The sequence below is a fragment of the Pseudonocardia tropica genome (genome assembly GCF_040105315.1).
Taxonomy (GTDB): domain Bacteria; phylum Actinomycetota; class Actinomycetes; order Mycobacteriales; family Pseudonocardiaceae; genus Pseudonocardia; species Pseudonocardia alni.
Genome location: NZ_JBEDNP010000008.1, coordinates 33,537 through 57,315 on the forward strand (window position 1 = coordinate 33,537; position 23,779 = coordinate 57,315).

The window sequence follows — 23,779 nt, forward strand, 5'->3', positions numbered from 1 at the left end:
GAGGACCCAGTTGCCCGACGATTCTTCGCTGCACTCCGGCGAGAGGACCTTTCCGTCGAACCCTGTTCGGCTCGACGCGATCGACCGTGCCCTGCTGCGCCTGCTGGAACGGGATGCCCGCACACCGAACAACGCACTCGCCGAATCGGTGGGGATCGCCCCGTCGACGTGCCTGGGGCGGGTCCGGGTGCTGCGCGAGCGCGGGGTGATCCGCGGGTACCACGCCGACGTCGACCCGTCGGCGACCGGACACCCGCTGCAGGCCATGATCTCGGTCCGGCTGCAGGCCGACGCGCGCGGAAGGCTCGCCGAGTTCGTCGCCCGGGTCTCGCGCCGGCCCGAGGTGCGCGACGTGTACTTCCTCGCCGGCGACGACGACTACATGATCCGGGTCGCGACCGCGGACTCGGTGGCGCTGCGCGACCTGGTCGGGACGATGAACTCCTGGGCGGAGGTCGCGGGCACCCGGACGTCGCTGATCTTCGAGCACCACCGGGCGCCCGACACCTACTGAGCCCCGTCGTAGCCGTGGCGGAGCAGGGCGAGCGGCCGCTGGAGATGCTGCCCGTGGGGCACCGCTGGGACCCGGTGCCGGGGGTCACGCTCATCGGCGACGCGGCGCACCTGATGTCGCCGTTCTCCGGGCAGGGCGCCAACTCGGCCATGCTCGACGCCGCCGACCTGGCCCGGGAGGTCGCGGCGACCCCGCACGACCTCACCGGCCCGGTCGCCCGTTACGAGGCGACGATGTTCCCGCGGGCGGAGCACGACGCCGCCGGCGCGGCGCAGGGGCTGGAGCGCTTCTTCTCGGCGGAGGCGGCCGCCGACCCGGTCGCGGTGTTCGCCGAGGCGATGGCCGAGGTCGGCGCGGCCGGGGCGCACGACGGCGCCGGGGGGACCGACCCCGCCGCAACCCGCCGCACCGGATGAGCCGGAACACGGCGGGCTACGGCGCGGCGGGCTACAGCGCGTCGCCGGACAGGAAGACGGTGGCCCCGTCCTCGCCGGTGGTCAGGACGGCGCCGCTGTCGGCCGCGGAGAGGAACACCGCGCGGCCGCGGGGCAGCTCGACGGTGACACCGCCGGTGTCGACCGCGGCCTCACCGGCGACGCACAGCAGGATGCGGGCGCCGCCACCGGGGACGTCGAGCTTGTCCCGGCCGTCGGTGACCGCACGGCGGAGCAGGAACTCCTCGACCGGCACGTCGTAGCGGTGCCAGCCGTCGGCGCCGGGGTCGGGGACCGGGGCGCGGACCGGCGGCGGCGGGGCGGTGAAGTCGAGGACGCGCAGCAGCTCCGGCACGTCGACGTGCTTGGGCGTCAGTCCGCCGCGCAGCACGTTGTCGGAGTTGGCCATCACCTCGATGCCCGCCCCGGACAGGTACGCGTGCAGGTTCCCGGCCGGGAGGTACAGCGCCTCGCCGGGGGCCAGGGTGATCCGGTTGAGCAGCAGCGCGGCGAGCACACCCGCGTCGTCGGGGTAGCGCTCGGACAGGTCGAGCGTGGTCTTCGCCTCCCCGGTCCACTCCCGCGCGTCGCCGCGCTCCAGCAGCCGGACCGCACCGTCCTGCAGGGCCCGGACCAGCCCGTCGAGCACCGACTGGGGCAGCGTGATCCAGGTGGTGAACAGCGCGCGCAGCCCGTCCGGGCACGGCTGGCCGGCGAGCAGCTCGGTGTAGGCGGCCAGCTCGGGGACGTCCAGGGCGCGCAGCAGCTCGACCGTGCGGGTCGGCTCGCGGAACCCGACCAGCGCGACGAACTCGGTCAGCGCACAGATCAGCTCCGGCTTGTGGTGGGCGTCGCGGTAGTTGCGGTCCGGTGCGTCGACCGCGATCCCCGCGGCGTTCTCGCGGGCCCAGCCCTCGCGGGCCTGCTCCAGGCTCGGGTGGGCCTGCAGGCTCAGCGGCTCCTCGGCGGCCAGCACCTTCAGCAGGAACGGCAGCCGCCCCTCCCAGCGGTCGCGGCCCGGGCCCAGCGCGGCGACCGGGTCGGCGGCGATGAGCTCGTGCAGCGGGCGGGTGCCCCCGGCGACCGTCGACGGGGCGGCCGGGTGCGCGCCCAGCCACAGCTCCGCCTGCGGGTGCGGTGACGGGACGGGCTCGCCGAGCAGGTCGGCGATGACCGTCCGCGAGCCCCAGGCGTAGGTGCGGATCGGGTTCTCCAGCAGTTCCACGGGTCTCCCGGTGTCAGGTGCGCGGGGTCAGGTGATCAGGGTGGCGCCGGTCGCCAGGCCGAGGTACACGGCGGCGATGTCGGCGCGCAGGGCGAGCACACCGGCCCGCAGCAGCGCCGCGTCGCGGGTGCCGCGCGGGATCTCGTCCACCGGGTGCGCCAGGTCGGCGTTCGGCCACTCCCGGCCGAGCACCCGGCGGCTCACCGACTGCGGGTCCTCCTCCCCCGTGCCGAGCAGTACCAGCCGCGGCGGCGGCGCGTCGCCACCGGGGGCCGGGTCGTCGAACGGGTCGTGGAAGATGTCGCCCCCGCCCCGCTCGGACAGGTCGACGGCGACGCGCAGCCCGGCCAGGGTGCCCGCCTGCGCGAGCCCGTCGGCGTGCGCGACGACACCGGCGTGGGTGGCCAGCGCCAGCGCGCCGTGCCGGGCCACCGCGGCGGCGGCCGGGTCCACGCCCCACAGCAGCGGCGTCCGCTCGGCCAGCCGCAGCGCGAGCGCCTTCGCCGGGTTCACGAACGGCTCGTGCGCGGGCTGGCAGCGCTCGGCCTCGGCGTCGAGCGCGTCGGCCAGCGCCTCCAGCCGGGCGGGGACGTCCTCGCTGCGCATCCCGGGCAGCAGGTCCAGCTCGGCGACGGCGACCAGCGCGACCGTCAGCGCCTGGGCGAACCCGAGGCCCTCGGGCAGCGGGATCCGCGGCTCGACCAGGAAGGCCCGGCCCGCGCCGGCCTGGGCGACCGGCCCGGCGTCCGGCGCGGACAGCACGACCTCGGCGCCGCGGTGCACCGCGACGGCGACCGACTCGGCCAGCTCCGGATCGGTGGGGTCCGCGGTGTGCGCGACGACGACGTCCAGCGGCCCGATCCAGCCCGGCAGCCGCTCCGCGGCCACGACCGGCACCGGGCAGCGGTCCCCGAGCAGGGCCGTGACGAGGTCGGCCACCACTCCGGAGACGCCGGGCCTGCGCAGCAGCACCAGCGCGCGCGGACGGTGCCCGCGCAGCCGGTCCAGCCCGGCCTGGCCCGCGGTGTAGAGCGCGGAGCGGACCTGGGCGCCCGCGGTCGCGGCGGCCCGCAGGACGCCCGTGGTGTCCCGCGCCGCGAGCCCCTCGGGATCGGCCAGCAGCGTGTCGTCGAGCACCCCGTTCACCCGTCGTCCCGTCCGTCCCCCGCCGGCCCGGTCCCGGGCAGCGCCTCGTCGAGGAGCAGCACCGGGATCCCGTCGGTCACCGGGAACGCGCGACCGCACGCCGTGCAGGTCAGCCGGTCCTCACCCGGGGTCAGTACCGCGTGCGCGTCGCACGGGCAGGCCAGGATCTCCAGCAGCTGGGGGTCGAGCTGTAGGGCCACGGTTCTCCTCGTCGTCATGTCGCGCTCTCGATGCTGCCACCCGGTACCGACACTCCGCGGCAGCCGACCGGGTACGGACGTCATCACCGCAGGTGTGCGGGGCCGCGCGATCAGGCGCGCACGATTGCCAGCACCTCGTCCACCAGGGCACGGACGGCCGCGTCGTCGGCGGCCTCGACGTTGAGCCGCAGCAGCGGCTCGGTGTTCGAGGCCCGCAGGTTGAACCACGAGCCGTCCGGCAGCGAGACGGTCAGGCCGTCGAGCCGGTCGAGCTCGACGCCGTCGCGCGGGCCGAAGACGCCCTCGATCTCGGCGATCCGCGCGGCCTGGTCGGTGACCGTCGAGTTGATCTCCCCGGAGGCGGCGTAGCGGTCGTAGCCCCCCATCAGCCCGGACACCGTCGCGCCGGTGGCGGCCGCCCGGTGCTCGCCGAGCGCGGCCAGCAGGTGCAGCGCCGCGAGCATCCCGGAGTCGGCCTTCCAGAAGTCGCGGAAGTAGTAGTGCGCGGAGTGCTCGCCGCCGAACACCGCGCCGGTCTCGGCCATCGTCTGCTTGATGAACGAGTGGCCCACCCGGGTGCGGACCGCGCGGCCGCCGTGCTCGGCGACCAGCTCCGGGACCGCCCGCGAGGTGATCAGGTTGTGGATGACGGCGACGTCGGACTCCCCCGCCGCGTGCGCCCGGGCGAGTTCGCGGGCGGCGACCAGACCGGTGATGGCGCTGGGGCTCACCGCCTCGCCCCGCTCGTCGACGGCGAAGCAGCGGTCGGCGTCGCCGTCGAAGGCCAGGCCGAGGTCGGCGCCCTCGGCGACGACCCGCTTCTGCAGGTCGACCAGGTTCGCCGGGTCCAGCGGGTTCGCCTCGTGGTTCGGGAAGTTCCCGTCGAGCTCGAAGTACAGCGGCACGACGCGCACGTTCAGGCCGTCGAACACGGTCGGGACGGTGTGTCCGCCCATCCCGTTCCCGGCGTCGACGACGACGGTCAGCTCCGGGGAGGCGTCCAGCGAGGTCAGGTCGACCAGGCCGCGCAGGTACCGCGCGTAGCCGGTGAGCATGTCCTCGGTGCGCACCGCACCCGGCGACGGGACCTCGGGGACCCCGGAGTCGAGGAAGCGGCCCGCCTCGTCGCGGATCGTCGCGAGGCCGGAGTCCTGGCCGACCGGGACGGCGCCGGCGCGGCACAGCTTGATGCCGTTGTAGGCGGCCGGGTTGTGGCTGGCGGTGAACATCGCGCCGGGCAGGTCCAGCGTGCCGGAGGCGTAGTAGAGCATGTCGGTGCTCGCGAGCCCGATGTCGACGACGTCGAGCCCCTGCCCGGTCACCCCGTCGGCGAACGCCGCCGCGAGCGCGGGCGAGCTGTCCCGCATGTCCCGCCCGACGACCACCGCCGACGGCGCCGGGTCGTCGCCCGCCACGAGCCGCGCCGTCGCCGCACCCAGTGCGCGCGCGGTGGACTCGTCCAGTTGGTCGCCGACGACACCGCGGATGTCGTAGGCCTTCACGATCGCCGAGAGGTCGGGCACGACGCACGACCCTAGCGCAGCCGTGTCACCCGTCCGCGCAGGTCTCCTCGCCCCGTGGGGCGGCTCAGCCGTCCTCGGGCTTCGGGAGCACCCGCAGGTGCCCGCGCCGCCCCGTGCCACCGGGGCGTGCGACCACCTCGACCGGCCGGTCGACCCGGCCCGCCTCGCGGACGGCGTCGGCCAGCGCGGTGAGGTCCTCGCCGCTGTGCTGGGGCTGGGCGAACTCGCCCTCGAACCGGACGACCTCCCACCCGCGGGGGGCGGTGAGGTTGTGCGCGTGCCCGGTGCAGAGGTCGTAGGAGTGCGGCTCGGCCTGCGTGGCCAGCGGGCCGACGACGGCGGTCGAGTCGGCGTAGACGTAGGTGAGCGTGGCGACGGCGAGCTCGGTGCAGCCCGTCCGTGAACATCTCCGCACACTCAACACGTCGCCGACGATAGCCCGTCGCCGCCCCGTCTCCGCACTGCGACGCGCACCCCGCTCGGCGGACGGTCCGCCCGCCGCGGTCGCGGGTCACCCCCGGGTGGGGCGCGGAGGTCCTAGAATGCCCCGGTGCCCACCGCTCGTCCCGAGAACGACCGCCGGTCGCCGCGCAGCCCGCGCCGGCGGGACCGGCGCGGACGCGGCCTGCGCGGCCTGATGTACCCGGTGTCGACGCCGGCCTTCCGCACCCGCGCCGAACGCTTCGACGCGAAGGTGCTGGAGGCGCTCGAACCGATCGAGGCGCGCTGGGGCCCGGAGCTGGTCGACCTCGACCTCGCCGTCGACGACGTGCCCTCGGTCGACCGCACCTCGCCCGACGAGATCGTGTGGGGCACCGGGGTGCTGGCCGACGTCGGCGTCCCGCTGGCGCACCTCGTGCCGGCCGGGGTCGACTCCGCCGGGATGCCGACCCGGGCGCGGATCGTGCTCTACCGCCGCCCGCTCGAGGCCAGGGCGCGCAACGGCGAGGACCTCGCCGACCTCGTGCACGAGGTGCTCGTCGAGCAGGTCGCGGAGTACCTCAACATCGAGCCCGACGCCGTCGACGGCGGCTGAGCGCCCCCGCGGGGCGACACGGCCCGGGGACGACGACGGGCCGGTCACCGTGACGGCGACCGGCCCTCGTGTTCCTGTTCCCCCCCGCGGAGTCTCACACGGCGGCGCGGCGGAGGCGACGGCGCTCCCGCTCGCTCAGCCCGCCCCAGATGCCGAAACGCTCGTCCTGGGCCAGCGCGTACTCCAGGCACTCGGCCCGGACCTCGCAGCCGGAGCAGATGCGCTTGGCCTCACGGGTGGAGCCGCCCTTCTCGGGGAAGAACGCCTCCGGGTCGGTCTGCGCGCAGAGCGCACGCTCCTGCCAGTCCGGCACCTCCTCGGAGGAACCGTCGTCCAGCAGGCCCTTCAAGTCCAGGATCTGGGCGACCTGGTCGTAGTCGGCCATCTCGTGATCGGGCCGTTCGACCGTGCCCACCGGCTCGGCCTCCACCGGCCGCAGCATCCGCATGAACCCCTCGACGTCGTCCACTCGCCCACCTCCCCGCAACGCACTGGCGAATGACACCACTGTAAGTACAGCGCTGACACTCGCTCTGTGCAAGCCGGCTCTGCCGATTGAGTGAAGGGTCGCGCGCGGGCGTTTCCTCCGACATGGAGTATGGGTACGTGCCGTCCCTGACACGCCGCATCAGCCCCTGGTTCCTGCTGATCCTCGGCATCACCCTTCTCGGTGGTGTTCTCGCCGCCGCCGCCGTCCCCACCCGATCGGGGGTCCTGGCGACCTCCGGGATCTTCGTCCTGGTGCTCGGCGGCTGGGTGGTGTCGCTGTGCCTGCACGAGTACGGGCACGCCGTCACCGCCTATCGCGGCGGGGACACCTCGGTCGCGGCGAAGGGCTACCTGACCCTCGACGTGCGGCGCTACGCCGACCCCGGCCTGTCCCTGGTGCTGCCGCTGATCATCCTGCTGATCGGCGGGCTGCCGCTGCCCGGCGGAGCGGTGTGGATCAACCAGTGGGCGCTGCGGTCGCGGGCCCGGCGCAGCGCGGTCTCGCTGGCGGGCCCCGCGGCGAACCTGGCCCTCGGCATCGTGTTGATCATCACGGTGGCCGCGTTCCCGGGGATGCCGCGGCCGGTGGCGGCCGGGCTGTCCGCGCTCGCGTACTTCCAGATCATCGCGTTCGTGCTGAACATGCTGCCCGTGCCCGGCCTCGACGGCTGGGGGGCGCTGGAGCCGTACCTGTCCGCGCCGGCGCGGCGCCTCGGCGAGCGGGTCCGGCCCTGGGCACCGTTCGTGCTGCTCGCCCTGCTGCTGTTCGTGCCCGGGGTGAGCGCGCTGTTCTTCGCCGCCACCCAGCTGCTGTTCGGCGCCGCCGGCGGGGACCAGGAGCTGTTCCGGCTCGGCTACTCCGCGATGTTCTTCTGGCGCAACCTCTGAGCCCGGTTCAGCGGGCGGCGGCGACCATCGTCGCGACGGTGTCGTCGTCGGCGGGCAGCGCGTCCACCGGCCACCACCGCAGGTCCAGCGACTCGTCGCTGATCCGCGGCGTCGCGCCCGCGGGGGCGCGCACCAGGTAACGCACGTCCAGGTGACGGGTCGGGACCCCCAGCGAGCAGGTGACGGGGTGGACGTCGACGTGCAGCGGGTGCTCGTCGATCTCCAGGCCGTCGATCCCGGACTCCTCGGTGGCCTCGCGCAGCGCCGCGGCGCGCAGCGAGTCGTCGCCCGGCTCGCAGTGCCCGCCCAGCTGGATCCAGCGGCCCACCCGCGGGTGCAGGGTCAGCAGCGTGTGGTCCCCGCCCGCGTCGAGCAGCAGCGCCGACGCGGTGAGGTGCCCGGGCACGCAGGAGCGGTCGCAGGCGTCGTCGGGGCGCGCGTCGAGGAAGGCCAGCAGCGCGTGCTGCAGGGCCCGCTGGCCGGGGTCGCGCGGTGTCCAGGCGCCCAGCTCGCGGGCGGCCGTCGCCGTGGCCACCACGGCTCACAGCTCCAGCAGGCCGTCGCCGGCCGGCCGGGGCGCGCGCGGGGCGATCGGCTCGACCGGCACGCCGACGGCGACCGCACCGAGCGCCGCCCAGTCGTCGGGCAGGTCCAGGACCCGGCGGGCGACGTCCGCGGCGAAGATCGTCGAGCCGACCCAGCACGACGCCAGCCCCTCCGCGGCCAGTGCGACCAGCAGGGACTGCACCGCCGCCCCGCCGGCGACGGTGAACATGTCCCGCTCGGCGGCGTCCCGGGCCGGGTCCGGGTAGCCGTGCATCCCCGCGGTGGACCGGAACGCCAGCACCAGCTCCGGGGCGCGTCGCAGCAGGTCCCCGCGGGCGAGGCGACGCTCCACCTCGTCGGCCGGGCGCCCGTCGGCGACCAGGTCGGCGCGCCAGCGCTCGCGCAGCGCGTCGAGCACCGCGGTGCGCCGCGCCGCGTCACGCAGCCACACGAACCGGAACGGGGTGCTGTGGTGCGGCGCGGGCGCGGTCAGCGCGACGCCCACGGCGCGGCGCAGGGCGTCGGCGTCGACCGGCTCCTCGGCGAAGTCCCGGGTGCTGCGACGCAGCAGGACCGCCTCGCTGCGCCCGCGGGCGATCGCCTCGTCGGTGCCCAGCCGGAACAGGTCCTCGGAGATCGGCCGGATCAGGTCACGGGCGGTCGAGCCGTCGTCGGGCAGGACCGCGCCGCGCAGCACCGCGACCGGCAGCCCGCCGAGCTTGCCCTTCACCAGGTCCGCGGCCGCGGCGATCTCGTCGGCGACGGCGATCTCGGTGACGACCAGGTCGTTGCCCTGGCCGTCGACGGCGCCGGAGTAGCCGTGCAGCACCGGCAGTCCGGCCGAGCCGATCGCGATGTCGGTCTGGCCGACCCGCCAGCTGCGCCCCAGGGTGTCGGTGACGACGACGCCGACCTCGACCCCGAGCCGCTCCCGCAGCCCGGCGCGCAGCCCGGCCGCGCTGGCGTCCGGGTCGGCGGGCAGCAGGGCGAGCTCGTCGCGGCGGACGTTGGAGCCGTCGATGCCCGCGGCGGCCTGCACGATGCCGAGCTTCCCGGCCACGATCAGCGTCCGGCCCTTGCGGGCCACCACCCGCTCGGTCTCCTGGTCGACCAGCCTGCGGCGCAGCGCGTCGCGCTCCTCCTCGTCGGCGGGGGCCTGCACCAGCCTGCCCTCGACCTTGGAGAACACCTTGCTGGTGACCACCACGACGTCGCCGTCGCGCAGCCAGGTCATCCGCTCGGCCAGCGCGGCGGTGAGGTCGTCGCCGGGGCGGAACTCCGGAAGCCCCGGGACTCCGATGATCTCCAGCCGCTGCGACGCGTGGTCGGGGAAACCCTCAGACACCGACGCCCGCCAGCTCGAACGCGGCGCGGGCCATGGCGGCGGTCGCGTCGTGGTCGGTCATCAGCAGCGGCACCTCGCGCACGGTCGCGCCGGGCACGGTCGCGGCGTCGCCGGTGTGCACCAGGTAGCCGTCGAGCAGTCCGCCCTCGCCGCGGCCGCCGTAGTGCCGGCCCACGCCCTCGGCGCTGGTCTCGACGCCGATCGCGGTCAGGCAGGCGTCGGCCATGCCCCGCACCGGCGCCCCGCCGACGATCGGGGACAGCCCCACGACCTTCGCGGGCGTCGCCGCGAGGGCCTGGGCCATCCCGGGGACCGAGACGATCGTGCCGATCGACACCACCGGGTTGGACGGGGCGACGAGCACGATGTCGGCCCCGGCGATCGCGGCCCGGGCGTCGGGCAGGATCGCGGCCTGGTCGGCGCCGACCGAGGCGAAGCGGTACGCCTTCGGGGCGGCCCGGTGCCGGATCCACCACTCCTGGAAGTGGATCGCGACCTGCGGGGTCTCCTCGACCGCGGCCGGGTCCGGGTTGTCGATCACGACGTGGGTCTCGACGCGGTCGTCGGAGGCGGGCAGCAGCCGCACCCCGGGCTGCCAGCGGTGGCAGAGCGCCTCGGTGACCTGGGACAGCGGGTAGCCGGCACGCAGCATCCGGGTGCGGACGAGGTGGGTGGCGACGTCGCGGTCGCCCAGCCCGAACCAGGTCGCCTCGGCGCCGTAGGCCTCCAGCTCGGCCTTGACCGACCACGTCTCGTCCGAGCGGCCCCAGCCCTTCTCGACGTCGATGCCGCCGCCGAGGGTGTACATGACGGTGTCGAGGTCCGGACAGACCCGCAGCCCGTGCAGCCAGATGTCGTCGCCGACGTTGACCACGGCGGTGACCTCGTGCGCGGACTCGCCCGACCCCACGGGGGGCAGTCCGAGCGCGTGCTTCACGCCTTGCAGGAAGCGGGCTCCGCCGACGCCGCCGACCAGAACGGTGACCTTCACACGGCGACCCTACGTCGGTCAGAACGAGCGGTAGTCGCGCGGGGAGAACCGGGGCCCGAACCGGGGACGGCGGAACCCGGACGCCTCGATGTAGCGGACCGCGCGCTGGCGCTGCGGCACGTAGGGAGCGAGCACCTCGAGCATCCCCGCGTCGTCGAGGTCGTGCCCGAGCAGCGCCCAGCCGACGGTGTTGGGCACGTGGAAGTCGCCGAAGCTGACCGCGTCCGGGTCGCCCCAGGCGCGCTGGGCGATCTCCGCGGCCGTCCACACCCCGATGCCGCGGACCCGGCGCAGCAGCACCCGGCCCTGCTCCCCGCCCAGCTCGGCGGCCCGTTCCAGCCGGTGGGCGACGACGGCGGCGTGCAGGATCGCCGTCCGCCGGGCGTGGTCGACGCCGGCCCGGTGCCACTCCCACTCCGGCACCGCGCGGATCTGCCCGGGTGTCGGCGGCACCCGCATGCCGGCGGGCACCACCCCGGCCGGGCCCGGTGCGGGCGACCCGAACCGCCACGCGAGCTCGCGGAACGAGCGGTGCGCCTCGGTGCCGGTGACCTTCTGCTCCAGCACCGCGGGCAGCAGCGCGTCCCACACCCGGCCGGTGGAGCCCAGCCGCAGCCCGGGACGGCGCCGGTGCGCGTCGGCGACGAGCGGGTGGTGTGCCACGAACGCCGACGGGTCGTCGTCGGCCCCCAGCAACGACGGCAGCCGGTCGACCTCCCAGGCCGCGCCCGGCCCCCAGCCGGTCGCGCGCACGGTGCCGTGCGGGCCGCCGTCGGCGCGGCGGCGGATCGCGACGGTGGCGGGGCCGGCCGGCGTCGTCGAGACCCGCCAGATCACGGCACCGTCGACGGCGGTGCGCCAGGTGGGGTCGCCGCGGCCGCGGCGCAGCGGGGCGAGGACGCCGTACAGGTCGAGCGGGAACGGCGGCCGCCATTCCCGGTCCACCACCACGGCGGCCGTGTCCACGCCCCCGATGGTCACACGTCGGGCGAGAACCGGACCCCGTGGGGCGGCAGCGTGACGTCCGGCCACACCCGCATGTTGTGCCGCAGCTCGCAGTGCGCGCCGATCACGGCCCGGTCGCCGACCACGGTGTCGCGGACGCTCGCGCCCTCCTCGACGACCGCACCGACCCCGATCACCGAGTTCTCCACGACCGCGCCCGCCTGCACCATCGCGCCGTCGAACAGCATGGAGCCCTCGACCCGGGCGCCGGAGCCGATCCGGGCGCCACGGCCGACGGTCGTCCCGCCGAACACGAACGCGTCGGAGGCCACCTCGGCCCCCTCCAGCACCATCGACTCGCCGGTCGGCCCGGGCAGCGCCGCCGAGGGCGCGACCCCGCGGACCAGGTCCGCCGAGCCGTGCACCAGGTCGCCGGGGGTTCCCATGTCGCGCCAGTAGGCGACGTCGACGTGGCCCTGCACGTGCGCCCCGGAGGCGAGCAGGTCGGGGAACGTCTCACGCTCCACCGACACCGGCCTGCCCTCGGGGATGGTGTCGATGACCTCGCGGCGGAAGACGTAGCACCCGGCGTTGATCTGGTCGGTCGGCGGGTCCTCGGTCTTCTCGAGGAACTCCAGCACCCGGCCGGTCGGATCGGTGGGGACGCAGCCGAAGGCCCGCGGGTTCTGCACCCGCACCAGGTGCAGCGTGACGTCGGCACCGGTGCTGCGGTGGGTGTCGGCGACGGCGGTCAGGTCGGTGCCCGCCAGCACGTCGCCGTTGAAGATCATGACGTGCTCGGCGGAGAGCTTGCCGGCCACGTTGCGGATGCCCCCGCCGGTGCCCAGCGGCTCGGTCTCGGTGACGTAGGTGAGGTCCAGCCCCAGCGACGAGCCGTCGCCGAAGTGCTCCTCGAAGGTCTCGGCCAGGTAGCTCGTCCCCAGCACCGCCCGCCGGATGCCCGCCTCGCGGATCCGCGACAGCAGATGCGCCAGGAACGGCACCCCCGCCGTCGGCAGCATCGGCTTGGGCGCCGACAGGGTCAGTGGCCGCAGCCGGGTGCCCTTGCCCCCGACCAGCACGACCGCCTCGACGTCCTGCAACGCAGGTTCCCCCTCAGGTTCTTTCTTCTCGTTCGCGCTCAGCCGGTCCGCCGCAGCAGACCCGAGCGCACGGCCAGGCCGGCGCGCAGGGCCGCACGCAGCGGCGCGTGCACCGGACCGCGGTGGCGGTCGGCCAGGTAGCGGTAGGCGCTGCGGTGGTGCTCGGCGAGCATCCGTGCCGACACCTCCGGCTTGCCCGTGGACGCTCCGCCCACGTGGACGACATCGGCGCCGGGGACGTACACGTTTCGCCATCCGGCGAGACCGAGCCGCATCCCCAGGTCGACGTCCTCGAAGTACATGAAGTAGCGCGGGTCGAAACCGTCGACGGAGTCGAACGCGGTGCGCCGCAGGAGCAGGCACGACCCGGACAGCCAGCCGGCCGCGCGTTCCGTCAGGTCCTCCCGGCTGCGCCGGTAGGCCGCCGTCCAGGGATTGCCCGGCCAGACCGGGGCCAGCACGGCGTGCGCCGCCCCGGCCGTCAGCGACGGCACCTCGCGCGCCGAGGGGTAGACCTCGCCGGACGGTTCGCGGATCAGCGGGCCGAGCGACCCGGCCCGGGGGTGGCGACGGCCGGCGTCGAGCAGGGTGTCCAGCGACCCGGCGCCCCACTCCAGGTCCGGGTTGGCGACGACGACCCAGCCGTATCCGTCGGGCAGCGAGGCCACGCCACGGTTGGCGGCGGCGCCGTAGCCGACGTTCTCGCCGATCGGCAGGAACGTCACGTGGTCGCGCTCGCGGGCCGCGCGCTCGGGGACGCCGTCGACGGATCCGTTGTCGGCCAGGACGACCGGCACGTCCGTGCGGGCCGTCGCGCCCCGCAGCGAGTCGAGGAAGGTGTCCAGCAGCGCGCCCGGCGAGTAGGTCACCGTGACGACGGCGACCCCGTCGCCGTAGGACCGTGCGTCGTCGGTCACGTGGCCTCCCCGTCCTTTTCGTCCACCCCGCGCATGTCCCGCAACCTAGTCAGCACGGGCACGCCCGCGCCCGGCGGCTCCGTCCGGCACCGCCCGTTCGCGCCCGTGAAGATCACACTCCGTCACCGCGACCATGATTGCGATACTCTCACTCCAACATTCGGACCGCCCCCGAGCAGCGACGACACGTCGTACCCGTGCGTCACCCTCAAGTCCGGACCCCCTACGACGACCGGGCGAGCAACCCGACACGCAGGCCCGTACGACCCACGGCGCGGGCCCGGATGCTGCACCCTGGTCCCCGACCGGGGTGTCCGGTCCCAGAGACGCACGGGCCGCGCTCCGGTTCACCGGACTCCCCCGTCCGGGTGAGACGCGGCGGCGCGGACGAGACGGACCCCGAGGGGAGCGAGCATGGGCGAGGGCTACCGGGACCGCTCCCGCCCGTCGGCCGCCGAGCGCGCCGCCGCGCGACGGTCCGGCCGCCCCGCCGCCCCCGACGACCGGTGGCGCTCGCCCCGGGTCCGCCCGGACACCGGCGCCGCGCGCGGCCGCCCCGCGGGCTCCGCCGGCTGGAGCCGGGCGGGGACCGCGACCGGCCCCGACGAGCACCCCCCGTACCCGGCGCGGGGCGGGCGCACCGGCGGACGACCGCCCCGGGGCCGCGGGCTGCTGGCCCGGTTGCGGCTCGCCGTCGCCGTGCTGTCGGCGCTGACGGTGCTGCTCACCGGCGCCGTGTGGACGCTCTACCGCGACGTCACCGGCGGCATCACCACGACGAACCTGCTGTTCGGCGGCTCCGCGGGCGGCGAGCAGAACATCCTGCTGGTCGGCGTGGACAGCCGTACCGACGCGCAGGGCAACCCGCTGCCGGCCGACGTCCTGGCCCAGCTGCGCAGCGGCGCCGAGTCCGGCGTCCTCAACTCCGACACGATCATCGTCGTGCACCTGCCCGCCGACGGCGGCAGCGCGACCGCGTTCTCCATCCCGCGCGACTCCGAGGTGTCGATCCCCGGGATCGGCCGCAACAAGATCAACGCCGCCTACCCGCAGACGAAGGCGCAGACCGCGTCCCGGTTGGTCGCCGAGGGTGTGCGCGACCCCCGGCAGATCGACCGGGACTCGTCGCAGGCCGGCCGGCAGGCCCTGATCGACACCGTGCAGGACCTCACCGGGCTGGCCATCGACCACTTCGCCGAGGTCAACCTGCTCGGCTTCTACAACCTCACCAACGCCGTCGGCGGCGTCGACGTCTGTCTCAAGGCCCCGGCCAGGGACGAGTTCTCCGGCGCCGACTTCCCCGCGGGCCCGCAGACGATCTCCGGTGCCGACGCGCTCGCGTTCGTCCGGCAGCGGCACGGGCTCGCCGGCGGGGACCTGTCGCGGATCAACCGTCAGCAGGTGTTCCTCGCCGCGGTCGCCAACAAGGTCCTGTCCTCGGGCACGCTCACCGACCCGACCAAGCTCGGCGCGCTCATCGAGGTGGTCCAGCAGTCGGTCGTCATCGACAGCGGCTGGGACCTGCTCGGCTTCGCCCGCGAGGCGTCGTCGATCGCGGCCGGGAGGATGGACTTCCTGACCATCCCCACCGGCGGTCCGGAGACCACCCGGAGCAAGGACGTGCTGCTCGTCGACCCCGCCGAGGTCCGCGACTTCGTCGCCCACCACACCGACCCCGAGCCCGAGGAGGCGGCCGCGACCTCCACGGAGGCGGCGGCGCCGGTCGTGGCCGACGTGGCGAACGGGTCCGGGGTGACCGGGCTGGCCGCACAGGTCGCCGACACCCTGGGCCGCAACGGGTTCACCCCCGGCGAGGTCGGCAACGCCCCGGACCGCACCACCTCGGTGGTCCGCTACAGCCAGGCCGACGGCGACGCCGCCGCCCGCCGGGTCGCCGAGGCGCTGGGCGGCATCGGCGTCGAGCAGTCCGACGCCGTCGCCCAGGGCCGGGTCCAGGTGCTGCTCGGCACCGACCGCGCGAACGGCGGCCGGTCGACCTCCGCGGCGGCCGCGCCCGCCGCGGCCCCGGCTCCCTCGACCCCGCCGATCACCGCGGGCGGGGTCCCCTGCATCGACTGACGTAGCGTTCCGGCGTGATGGACACCGTCTTCGGCTCCGGCCTGTTCCTCACCGACGCGCTGCTCGGCCCGGCACTCGGCGCCGCCGCCCCGCGACCGCTGGTCACCCACTACGACGACGCGACCGGCGAGCGGACCGAGCTGTCCGGCACGACCACCGCGAACTGGACCGCCAAGGCGGCGAATCTGCTGCGCGACGAGGTCGACGTCGAGCCGGGCGCCCGGGTCGCGGCGCTGCTGCCCGCGCACTGGCAGACCGTCGCCGCGCTGCTGGCCGTGTGGTCCTGCGGCGCGGAGCTCGTCGGCGACCCGGCGGGCGCGGACGTCGTGCTCGCCGACGCGGCGCGGCTCGACGTGGCGCTCGCGGCCGGGGCGGGCACGGTCGTCGCGTTCTCGCTGGACTTCTTCGGCCGCGGCCTGGGCGACCTCCCCGGCGGCACCGTCGACTTCGCGACCGAGGTGCGGGTGCACGGCGACGAGTTCGTCCCGTGGGACCCGGTGGACGGCGCGGCCCCGGCCTGGGACGGCGCGAGCGGCGAGCAGGTCCTGGCCGCGGCCCGGGAGCGTGCGGACGCACTCGGCATCACCGCGGGCGCCCGGGTGCTGTCGAGCACCGGCTGGGACAGCGCGGACGGCCTGCGCGACGGGCTGCTCGCCGTCCTCGCGGCGGGGGCCTCGCTGGTCCAGACCGTGAACGCCGCCGGGGACCCGGCGGTCCTCGACCGCCGCGCGGAGTCCGAGCGGGTCACCCTGCGCCTGGGGTGAGCGGCGGCCCCGGCCGGGGGTCATGACACCCTGGTCGACCGTGACCCCCTCTGTGAGCGCCCGGGACGTCGACGACGCGGCGGCCCGGCTCCGCGCCGTCATCGGCCCGACCCCGCTGCAGCTCAACCCCCGCCTGTCCGACGCGCTCGGCGGCGAGGTCTGGGTCAAGCGCGAGGACCTGCAGCCGGTCCGTTCGTACAAGATCCGCGGCGCCTACAACCTCATCGCGCAGCTGCCCGAGGCCGACCGTCTCGCCGGCGTCGTCTGCGCCAGCGCCGGCAACCACGCCCAGGGCGTCGCGTTCGCCTGCCAGCGCCTCGGCGTGACCGGGCGGGTCTACCTGCCCGGCACGACTCCGCGCCAGAAGCGGGACCGGGTCGCGCGGCTGGGCCGTGACGCCGTCGAGGTGCGGGTGGTCGGCAACACCTACGACGAGGCCGCCGCGGCCGCCCGTGCCGACGCCGCGTCCACCGGTGCCACCCAGGTGCCCGCCTTCGACGACCCGCGCACCGTCGCGGGCCAGGGCACGATCGCCCGCGAGATCCTCTCCCAGCTGGCCGACCCGCCGGACGTGCTGGTCGTGCCGGTCGGTGGCGGCGGACTGCTCGCCGGGGCCATCACCTACCTGCGCGAGCACGCGCCGTCGACCCGGATCGTGGGCGTCGAGCCCGCCGGGGCGGCGAGCATGGCGGCCGCGGTCGCCGCGGGCGAGCCGGTCGACCTGGGGGCGCTGGACCCGTTCGTCGACGGCGCCGCCGTGCGCAAGGTCGGCGCGGCCACCTTCGACGTGGTGCGCGACGCGGGCGTGGAGCTGCTCGCGGTGCCCGAGGGCCGGATCTGCGTCGAGATGCTCGCGCTCTACCAGTCCGACGGGATCATCGCCGAGCCCGCGGGCGCGCTGTCCCCCGCGGCGCTGGACCGGCTCGACATCCCCCGCGACGCGACGACGGTCTGCCTGCTCTCGGGCGGCAACAACGACGTCTCCCGCTACGCCGACATCGTCGAGCGCGCCCTGGTCTTCGAGGGCCGCAAGCACTACTTCCTCGTCGAGTTCCCGCAGGAGCCGGGCGCGCTGCGCCGGTTCCTCGACGACGTCCTCGGCCCGGACGACGACATCACCCTGTTCGAGTACACCAAGCGCTCCAACCGGGAGACCGGCCCGGCCCTGGTCGGCATCGAGCTGGGTTCGCCGGACGACCTGCCCGCGCTGCTCAAGCGGATGCAGGAGGCTCCCCCGCACATCGAGCCGATCCCGCCGGACAGCCCGCTGTTCGGCTTCATCCTGTAGACGCCGCGCGCAACACGGCGGCAATCCGGGCCGCCTACCGTGCACGACCGTGCCCGAGATGATGTTCGACGTCCGCTGGCCGGACGGCACCGAGGTCAGCTACTACTCGCCGTCGCTGGTGGTGACCGAGCACCTGGACACCGGCACGACCTACCCGGTGGCCGAGTTCGTCACGCGCAGCCGCACCTGCATGGAGATCGCCGACGCGCGGGTGCGGGCGAAGTACGGGTTCGGCTGCGCGCAGTCGGCGCGGACGATCGCGCTCATCGACGCGGCCGCGGGGCGGTTCGCCCCGACCGACGAGGTGCGGGTGGAGGGCTTCCGCCGCTGACACCGCCGGGTCCTGCGGTGATGCGGCGGCCACGGCGCGGCGTCACGCGGCGGCCGGGCGCCGCCGCAGCACCAGGTGCAGCGCCACCCCGGCGAGCAGCCCCCAGAACGCCCCGCCGATCCCGGCGATCGTAACCCCGGCCGCCGAGACCAGGAACGCGGCGGCCGCGGGCACCCGCGCGACGGCCGGATCCGGCGTCGGGTCGGCGACGGCGAGCGCCCCGGCGAGCGCGGCACCGAACGTCCCGAGCAGGGCGAGCCCCGCGACGGACTCCACGACCCCGGGCGGCGCGGCCGCGACCAGGGCGGCCATCGTCGTCGCGAGCGGGGCCAGCAGCAGGCAGGCGACGCCGTTGGCCTGGCAGGCGACCCAGCGTCGCGCCGGGTCCGGGTGGGACTCGGGCGAGGCGGGCAGCGCCGCGGTGATCGCGGCCAGGTTGATCGCGTGCGCACCGGCCGGGGCCCCGAGGACCGTCCCGGCGCCGGTGAGCACCATCGCGTGGCGCCAGGGGACGGGGTAGCCCGCCGCGGCGAGCACCGCGACGCCGGGCACGTTCTGCGAGGCCATCGTGACCACCCAGAGCGGCAGCGCGACCCCCACGAGGGCCGCGACCGAGAAGGCCGGGACGGTGAGGGTGATCTCCGGCGGGCGCAGCCACGACCAGCCGTCGGCGAGGGCGACGACGATCACCAGCGCCAGCCCGAACGCGGCCGGGGACGCCCAGCGCGGCGCGAGGCGCGACAGGGCGACCCACAGCACCACGATCGGTGCCACCAGCAGCGGCCGCTCGACCAGCGCCCGGACCGGCGCCAGGCACAACGGCAGCAGCACCCCGGCCAGCATCGCCTGCGCGATCGGCGCCGGGATCGCGCCGACGAGCCGCCCGAGCGGGCGCACGAGCCCGGTCGCGACGATCAGCAGACCGCTGACGACGAACGCGCCGACCACGGCGGGCCACCCGCCCGCGACGGCCCCGGTGGACGCCAGCAGCGCGGCGCCGGGCGTGGACCAGGCGACCATCAGCGGGCGGCGGAACCGGCGGGACAGCCAGATCGTCGCCACCCCCATCAGGGCGGTGAGCACCACCAGCCCGGACGCGGCCTGCGCCGGGTCGGCACCGACCGCCGTCAGCCCGGCGAGGACGACGGCGAACGAGCTGGTCACCCCGATCACCGCGGAGACGACACCGACCGACACCGGTTGCGCCCAGGAACGATCCACGGCCCCACCCTAACCTTCTCGTTCTGTAAACAGAACTCTCCCCGGGCGTAGTCAGGAGGTTCTGCAGCCGGGACACGGGGAGCCCCGGGGGACCTCCGGCCGGGTGGCGCGGGCTCGGGGCCCGCCGGCCGTCCTGCCCCCGGCTACAGTCGCCCGGTGGACGACGGGGCGCTGCGCACGGCCGTCGGCGCACGGCTGCGGACGGCCCGGACCGCACACGGTCTCTCCCTCGGAGCCCTCGCGGAGCGGGCGGGGATCGGCAAGGGCTCGCTGTCGGAGATCGAGAACGGCAGCCGCAACCCCACCCTCTCCACCCTCTACGCGCTCGCGGACGCCCTGGGCGTACCGCTGTCGCGACTGCTCGCCGAGCACCCCGGGGCCGAGGTCGCCGGCCCCGGCATCACCGCGCGCCTGCTGGAGACGGCCACCGACGACCACGGCACCGTCGAGGTGTACGCCCTGACCCTCGTCCCGGAGGCGGTGCACGTGTCCCCCGGGCACGGTCCGGGGGTGGTGGAGCACCTGCTCGTCACCCGGGGTGCCGTCCGGGCCGGACGCAGCGGGCGCGAGGCCGACCTCGGCACCGGCGAGGCCACCCGCTGGCCCGCGGACGGCGAGCACACCTACACCGCCCTCGCCGGGGAACCGGCCGCGGCCGTGCTCGTCATCCGCACCCCGCCGGGTCCATGATCATCAGTACCTCAGCGCTGCGCGCCCGGCCCCGGACCGCGCTCAGGTACCGATCGTCAGGCCGCCGCGTCCCACCAGGCGAGCACCCGGGTGGCGTAGAGGGTCAGCCACGGCGACGGCTCCCCCGGCGGCACGTCCACCTCGAACCACATCTCACCCGGGTCGCGGACGCCCTGGGCCCAGTGCCCGTCCGGCCGCCGCGACGCGCGCAGCACCGCGACGGCGTCGGCGAGCCGCGGGTCGGGCGGGACCCCGTCGAGCGCGGCGGCGAGGCGGAAGTACTCCGTGCCGCGCAGCACGTCGTGCCGCCAGCGCAACGGGTACGCGAGCTCGGCCGGGTCCCGTTCGAGCAGTACCGGCTCGCCGGTCGAGAGCCGGTACAGCAGCCCGCGGGTCAGCAGGTACTCCTCACCCGACCGGCGGGCCGCCCGCGTCGCGGCGGTCCCGCCGGTGGCCCGCTCGTGGGCGAGCAGCCCGTACAGCGCGTTCAGCGTGGAGTGGAACGACGACCGCTGCGCGCCGTCCACCCAGAAGCAGTTCCAGCCGCCGTCGGCGAGCCGGTGCTCGGCGAACCAGGCGGCGAGGGCGTCCATGTCACGGCCGAGCCACAGTCCGTTCGCGACGGTGAACGCGTTGATGCAGGCGTCGACCTCACCGCCCCAGTAGGGCAGGTCGTCGTACTCCCAGCGGCACGACTCGAGCTTCTCCGCGGTGCCCGCCAGGGCCGCCGGGCCCAGGCCCCACTCGCGCAGCGCGTTCAGCGACCAGATCGTCGCCGTCCACGGCTGCCCCTCCACCGTGGACGGTGCGGCCGGGAAGTACGCACCGCCCGCCCAGGTGCCGTCGGAGTCCTGGCGGGCGAGCAACCGGGCGCCCATCCCCTCGGTCGCGACCCGCGCGCGGGTGGCCTCCCACACCTCGGGAGGCGCACCCGCCAGGTCGCGCTCGACCTGCCAGCGCAACGCCGGGTCGGTGTCGAGCAGCCGGTCGAGCAGTGCGCGGTCCACGACGGCCCCGTCCATGGGGCGTCAGGGTGTCACTTCAGCAGGCTGCGCGCCATCACCATCCGCTGGATCTGGTTGGTGCCCTCGTAGATCTGGGTGATCTTCGCGTCGCGCATCATGCGCTCGGCCGGGAAGTCACGGGTGTAGCCCGCGCCGCCGAGCAGCTGGACGGCGTCGGTGGTCACCTGCATCGCGGTGTCGGAGGCGAAGCACTTGGCAGCCGAGGAGATGAAGCCGAGGTCGGGCTCGTTGCGCTCGGCGCGCGAGGCGGCGACGTAGCAGAGCTGGCGGGCGGCCTCGACCTTCATCGCCATGTCGGCGAGCATGAACTGCAGGCCCTGGAACTCCGCCAGGTGCCTGCCGAACTGCTTGCGCTCCTTCAGGTACTGCGTCGCGACGTCGAGCGCGCCCTGGGCGATGCCGACGGCCTGCGAGCCGATGGTCGGACGCGTGTGGTCCAGGGTGCGCAGCGCGGTCTTGAAGCCGGTGCCCTCGGCGCCGATGATCCGGTCGGCCGGGATGCGGGCGTCCTCGAAGTGGATCTCGCGGGTGGGCGAGCCGTGGATGCCGAGCTTGCGCTCCTTGGTGCCGACGACGAAGCCCGGGTCGTCGGAGTGCACGACGAACGCCGAGATCCCGTTGGCCTTCTTCTCCGGGTCGGTGACGGCCATGACCGTGTACCAGGTCGACTCGCCGGCGTTGGTGATCCAGCACTTGGTGCCGTTGAGGACCCACTCGTCGCCGTCGCGGCGGGCGCGGGTCTTCATCGACGCGGCGTCGGAGCCCGCCTCGCGCTCGGACAGCGCGTAGCTGACCATCGCCTCGCCCGCGGCGACCGACGGCAGGACCTGCTTCTTCAGCTCGTCCGAAGCGGACAGCAGGATCGGGGTGAGCCCGAGGCCGTTCACCCCGGGGATCAGCGACGACGACGCGCAGACCCGCGCGACCTCCTCGATCACGATGCAGCCGGCCAGCTCGTCGGCGCCCTGACCGCCGTACTCCTCGGGGATGATCACAGCCTGGAAACCGGCCTTGACCAGCGCGTCGCGCGCCTCGACGGGGTACCGGCCCTCCTCGTCGACGTCGGCCGCGTGCGGGGCGATCTCCTTCTCCGCCAGGTCCCGGACCGCCTCGCGGAGGGCCCTGTGCTCGTCACTGAGCCGGTAGCTGTCGAACTCGCTGTTCATGCGGACCATGCTAACGGCACTCCGTGCCACATGTCACGGGACTTGCTACCCTCCGTGCCATGACGACCAGCACGCGGCGCGGGCGTTCCCCCGAGGGGCGGGCCGAGGTGCGGCGGGAGCTGGTCGCGGCGGCCGCGCAACTGTTCACCGAACGCGGCTACGACGACACCACCGTCGACGACATCGCCGCCGCCGCGGGCGTCGGCCGCCGGACCTTCTTCCGCTACTTCCGCGGCAAGGAGGACGCGCTGTCCCCCGACCACGAGCGCGGGCTAGCCCGGATCGGCGAGGTGTTCGCCGGTGCGCACCCCGACGAGCCGCTGCCGTCACTGGCACTGCGTGCCGCGGAGACGGTGTTCGAGCTCTACACCGAGGACCCCGAGGTCGCCCGGCTGCGCTTCGCGCTGGTCGGTTCGGTGCCCGCGCTGCGCGACCGCGAGGCCGCGTCGGTACACCACTACCGGCGGCTGTTCACCCGCGAGCTCACGGCCCGGCTCGGCGGCCGCCCCGACGGCGAGCTGTGCGCGGCGGTGACGGCGGCGGCGCTGGTCGCCGCGCACAACCAGGCGCTGCGCCGCTGGCTGGTCGACGGCGCGCACGACGACGACCTGCCCGGCGCCGTCGACCACTTCCGTCGGGTCGCGCCGATGCTGCCGCTGGAGGACGCGGGCGAGCCGGCCGCGGCGCCCGACCTGGAGGACGTGACCCGGCGCCTGGAGCGCGCGGCCCGGTCCCTGGAGCGGGAGACCTCGCGCAGGACCGGCTGAGGCGCGTCGGGCAGGTTCGACGCGGGAGATCCCGACCGGAACCCGACCTCACCGCGCCGGGGACGGCGGGCGTCCGACCACGGCTGGCTCCGGCGGTGCGGCCCGCCGCCGGGCGTCCGCGACGACGACGGAGGTGAGCAAGCCGGTCGTCGCGGCCAGCAGCCCGAGCGCGGCCCACGTGGGCCCGTCCGGGTGGATCAGCGACTGCCCCCGCAACGCCTGCCACGTCGTGATCGCGAAGACGCCGGTCACCCCGAGCACGGCCACCCCCGTGAGCCGCGCCCGCACCCGGGCGTCCCGCAGCCGGACGACGCGGGCCGCGACGAACCCGAGCGTCACCGCGACCAGCACCAGCACCTGGGTCGCGTGCAGGCCGACGAAGTGCGGCACCCGCAGGTCTCCCCCGGTGACGCTCCAGTTCGTCAGGGGCATGCCACCGCCGTCGGGCGTCCCCACCCCGTGCGCGCCCGCCAGGGTGACCGGGCGGCCGTACGCGTCGGGCACGGTCCGGGCAGCCCCGGAGCCGGCGATCCCGAACGCGACCACCATCCCGGCCGCCGCCAGCAGCAACCCGGCCCGCAGTGCCCGGGTCAGCGCGACGTCCCCGACCCGCTGGAACAGCAGCATCACCGCGATCACCAGGCTGACCCCGAACAGCCCGACCACTCCGCTGGAGAAGATCTGCTGGCCGATCGCGTTGACCGGGTCGGTGTCCTGGTTGAAGTGGCTGTAGGTGCCCCGGGCCGCCGCCAGGGCGATGAACCCGACGTCGACGACGCCGGTGGCGGCGAACGCCGTACCGAGCCACCACATCGTGCGGCGGGCCCGGGTCAGCATCGGGAGGAGCGCGGCGAGCGTCAGGCCGTGGATCGCGAACGAGACGCCGAACTTGAACGGCTTCGCCCACACCGACTCGGCGAGCAGGGTGCGGTCGTCGACGACGAGGCCGACCGCGGCGACGGCGACGAGCACCGTCATCAGAACGGACATGACGAGCAGTGGCCGGTGCCAGGACGTCGATGGCGGCTCGATGGCGTGTCTCACGGATCCCCCTCTGCCGACACGGTGTGTGCCGTGTCACCGAGCGTCCCGGGGTCCGTGCGGGATCTCATCGGGGCCGTCCCCCGAACCCGGGTGGGGAGAACC

26 protein-coding genes are annotated in these 23,779 nt (G+C 75.3%); 10 read left to right on the forward strand and 16 right to left on the reverse strand.

Annotation, left to right across the window (positions count from 1 at the left end; genetic code table 11):
- Nucleotides 1–10: 10 nt before the first annotated feature.
- Both WHI96_RS14615 and WHI96_RS14620 read left to right on the forward strand, forming a co-directional pair.
- Entirely contained in the window at nucleotides 11–514 is a 504-nt protein-coding gene (locus WHI96_RS14615; protein ID WP_345646647.1) for an Lrp/AsnC family transcriptional regulator, read from the forward strand.
- A gap of 14 nt (nucleotides 515–528) precedes the next feature.
- Nucleotides 529–930, forward strand: a complete 402-nt coding sequence (locus WHI96_RS14620; RefSeq protein ID WP_345646649.1) for an FAD-dependent oxidoreductase — start codon at nucleotides 529–531, stop codon at nucleotides 928–930.
- A gap of 31 nt (nucleotides 931–961) precedes the next feature.
- On the opposite strand, the gene manA is transcribed toward WHI96_RS14620, so the two are convergent.
- The 5 genes from manA to WHI96_RS14645 form a co-directional block, all read right to left on the reverse strand.
- Nucleotides 962–2,173: a mannose-6-phosphate isomerase, class I gene (gene manA / locus WHI96_RS14625; RefSeq protein WP_345646651.1), complete on the reverse strand. Its 1,212-nt coding sequence runs from the start codon at nucleotides 2,171–2,173 to the stop codon at nucleotides 962–964.
- Nucleotides 2,174–2,200: 27 nt separating this feature from the next.
- A complete protein-coding gene (locus WHI96_RS14630; RefSeq protein WP_345646654.1) occupies nucleotides 2,201–3,319 on the reverse strand; it encodes a hypothetical protein in 1,119 nt (372 codons plus the stop codon).
- A complete protein-coding gene (locus WHI96_RS14635) occupies nucleotides 3,316–3,519 on the reverse strand; it encodes a Trm112 family protein (protein ID WP_020627721.1) in 204 nt (67 codons plus the stop codon). Before WHI96_RS14635 ends, WHI96_RS14630 begins: the two co-directional genes overlap by 4 nt.
- A 110-nt stretch (nucleotides 3,520–3,629) precedes the next feature.
- The gene (locus WHI96_RS14640; RefSeq protein WP_345646658.1) at nucleotides 3,630–5,042 is read right to left on the reverse strand and encodes a phosphomannomutase/phosphoglucomutase; all 1,413 of its coding nucleotides are present in this window, start codon (nucleotides 5,040–5,042) and stop codon (nucleotides 3,630–3,632) included.
- 64 nt (nucleotides 5,043–5,106) lie between these two features.
- A complete protein-coding gene (locus tag WHI96_RS14645; RefSeq protein WP_020627719.1) occupies nucleotides 5,107–5,457 on the reverse strand; it encodes a DUF3499 domain-containing protein in 351 nt (116 codons plus the stop codon).
- 135 nt (nucleotides 5,458–5,592) lie between these two features.
- On the opposite strand from WHI96_RS14645, the gene WHI96_RS14650 reads away from it, so the two are divergent.
- The gene (locus tag WHI96_RS14650; protein ID WP_208622973.1) at nucleotides 5,593–6,078 is read left to right on the forward strand and encodes a metallopeptidase family protein; all 486 of its coding nucleotides are present in this window, start codon (nucleotides 5,593–5,595) and stop codon (nucleotides 6,076–6,078) included.
- Between the two features lie 94 nt (nucleotides 6,079–6,172).
- On the opposite strand, the gene WHI96_RS14655 is transcribed toward WHI96_RS14650, so the two are convergent.
- Entirely contained in the window at nucleotides 6,173–6,463 is a 291-nt protein-coding gene (locus WHI96_RS14655) for a WhiB family transcriptional regulator (protein ID WP_083658828.1), read from the reverse strand.
- 221 nt (nucleotides 6,464–6,684) lie between these two features.
- Here WHI96_RS14655 and WHI96_RS14660 point away from each other — a divergent pair, with 221 nt between their 5' ends.
- Complete coding sequence (locus tag WHI96_RS14660) at nucleotides 6,685–7,455, forward strand: site-2 protease family protein (RefSeq protein ID WP_345646661.1); 771 nt, start codon at nucleotides 6,685–6,687, stop codon at nucleotides 7,453–7,455.
- Between the two features lie 7 nt (nucleotides 7,456–7,462).
- Here the strand turns inward: WHI96_RS14660 and WHI96_RS14665 are convergent, their stop codons facing one another.
- Genes WHI96_RS14665 through WHI96_RS14690 form a run of 6 tightly spaced genes read right to left on the reverse strand, consistent with a single transcriptional unit; the run spans nucleotide 7,463 to nucleotide 13,302 of the window.
- Nucleotides 7,463–7,993 (reverse strand): NUDIX hydrolase, encoded by a 531-nt coding sequence (locus WHI96_RS14665; RefSeq protein WP_073576348.1) that lies wholly within the window; start codon nucleotides 7,991–7,993, stop codon nucleotides 7,463–7,465.
- A 3-nt stretch (nucleotides 7,994–7,996) separates the two neighbouring features.
- Nucleotides 7,997–9,346, reverse strand: a complete 1,350-nt coding sequence (locus tag WHI96_RS14670; RefSeq protein ID WP_345646665.1) for a coenzyme F420-0:L-glutamate ligase — start codon at nucleotides 9,344–9,346, stop codon at nucleotides 7,997–7,999.
- Nucleotides 9,339–10,337: a 2-phospho-L-lactate transferase gene (gene cofD / locus WHI96_RS14675; protein WP_345646668.1), complete on the reverse strand. Its 999-nt coding sequence runs from the start codon at nucleotides 10,335–10,337 to the stop codon at nucleotides 9,339–9,341. The genes WHI96_RS14670 and cofD overlap by 8 nt, the downstream gene beginning before the upstream one ends.
- Before the next feature lie 18 nt (nucleotides 10,338–10,355).
- Entirely contained in the window at nucleotides 10,356–11,303 is a 948-nt protein-coding gene (locus tag WHI96_RS14680) for a DNA-3-methyladenine glycosylase family protein (RefSeq protein WP_301548999.1), read from the reverse strand.
- An 11-nt stretch (nucleotides 11,304–11,314) separates the two neighbouring features.
- Nucleotides 11,315–12,385: a mannose-1-phosphate guanylyltransferase gene (gene manB, locus WHI96_RS14685; RefSeq protein ID WP_345646672.1), complete on the reverse strand. Its 1,071-nt coding sequence runs from the start codon at nucleotides 12,383–12,385 to the stop codon at nucleotides 11,315–11,317.
- 38 nt (nucleotides 12,386–12,423) lie between these two features.
- Nucleotides 12,424–13,302: a glycosyltransferase family 2 protein gene (locus WHI96_RS14690; RefSeq protein WP_345646675.1), complete on the reverse strand. Its 879-nt coding sequence runs from the start codon at nucleotides 13,300–13,302 to the stop codon at nucleotides 12,424–12,426.
- A 414-nt stretch (nucleotides 13,303–13,716) separates the two neighbouring features.
- Here WHI96_RS14690 and WHI96_RS14695 point away from each other — a divergent pair, with 414 nt between their 5' ends.
- Genes WHI96_RS14695 through WHI96_RS14710 form a run of 4 tightly spaced genes read left to right on the forward strand, consistent with a single transcriptional unit; the run spans nucleotide 13,717 to nucleotide 17,764 of the window.
- Nucleotides 13,717–15,381 (forward strand): LCP family protein, encoded by a 1,665-nt coding sequence (locus tag WHI96_RS14695; RefSeq protein ID WP_345646678.1) that lies wholly within the window; start codon nucleotides 13,717–13,719, stop codon nucleotides 15,379–15,381.
- 17 nt (nucleotides 15,382–15,398) lie between these two features.
- Nucleotides 15,399–16,145 carry a TIGR03089 family protein gene (locus tag WHI96_RS14700; RefSeq protein WP_179763028.1) on the forward strand — a complete coding sequence of 249 codons (747 nt, stop codon included), beginning with the start codon at nucleotides 15,399–15,401 and terminating at the stop codon, nucleotides 16,143–16,145.
- 22 nt (nucleotides 16,146–16,167) lie between these two features.
- Nucleotides 16,168–17,433, forward strand: coding sequence for a threonine ammonia-lyase IlvA (gene ilvA / locus WHI96_RS14705; RefSeq protein WP_179761874.1), 1,266 nt, complete (start codon nucleotides 16,168–16,170; stop codon nucleotides 17,431–17,433).
- Between the two features lie 58 nt (nucleotides 17,434–17,491).
- Nucleotides 17,492–17,764, forward strand: a complete 273-nt coding sequence (locus WHI96_RS14710; RefSeq protein ID WP_202416400.1) for an MSMEG_0570 family nitrogen starvation response protein — start codon at nucleotides 17,492–17,494, stop codon at nucleotides 17,762–17,764.
- 42 nt (nucleotides 17,765–17,806) lie between these two features.
- On the opposite strand, the gene WHI96_RS14715 is transcribed toward WHI96_RS14710, so the two are convergent.
- Nucleotides 17,807–18,985, reverse strand: coding sequence for a benzoate/H(+) symporter BenE family transporter (locus WHI96_RS14715; RefSeq protein ID WP_345646681.1), 1,179 nt, complete (start codon nucleotides 18,983–18,985; stop codon nucleotides 17,807–17,809).
- 156 nt (nucleotides 18,986–19,141) lie between these two features.
- Here WHI96_RS14715 and WHI96_RS14720 point away from each other — a divergent pair, with 156 nt between their 5' ends.
- The gene (locus WHI96_RS14720; RefSeq protein ID WP_345646684.1) at nucleotides 19,142–19,675 is read left to right on the forward strand and encodes a helix-turn-helix domain-containing protein; all 534 of its coding nucleotides are present in this window, start codon (nucleotides 19,142–19,144) and stop codon (nucleotides 19,673–19,675) included.
- Between the two features lie 56 nt (nucleotides 19,676–19,731).
- Here the strand turns inward: WHI96_RS14720 and WHI96_RS14725 are convergent, their stop codons facing one another.
- Both WHI96_RS14725 and WHI96_RS14730 read right to left on the reverse strand, forming a co-directional pair.
- Nucleotides 19,732–20,697: a prenyltransferase/squalene oxidase repeat-containing protein gene (locus WHI96_RS14725; protein WP_345646687.1), complete on the reverse strand. Its 966-nt coding sequence runs from the start codon at nucleotides 20,695–20,697 to the stop codon at nucleotides 19,732–19,734.
- Between the two features lie 14 nt (nucleotides 20,698–20,711).
- Complete coding sequence (locus tag WHI96_RS14730) at nucleotides 20,712–21,866, reverse strand: acyl-CoA dehydrogenase (RefSeq protein ID WP_345646690.1); 1,155 nt, start codon at nucleotides 21,864–21,866, stop codon at nucleotides 20,712–20,714.
- Nucleotides 21,867–21,925: 59 nt separating this feature from the next.
- Between WHI96_RS14730 and WHI96_RS14735 the strand changes: the two genes are divergently transcribed.
- The gene (locus WHI96_RS14735) at nucleotides 21,926–22,633 is read left to right on the forward strand and encodes a TetR family transcriptional regulator (RefSeq protein WP_345646693.1); all 708 of its coding nucleotides are present in this window, start codon (nucleotides 21,926–21,928) and stop codon (nucleotides 22,631–22,633) included.
- Nucleotides 22,634–22,681: 48 nt separating this feature from the next.
- Here the strand turns inward: WHI96_RS14735 and WHI96_RS14740 are convergent, their stop codons facing one another.
- Nucleotides 22,682–23,623, reverse strand: a complete 942-nt coding sequence (locus WHI96_RS14740; protein ID WP_345646696.1) for a hypothetical protein — start codon at nucleotides 23,621–23,623, stop codon at nucleotides 22,682–22,684.
- Between the last annotated feature and the right edge of the window lie 156 nt (nucleotides 23,624–23,779).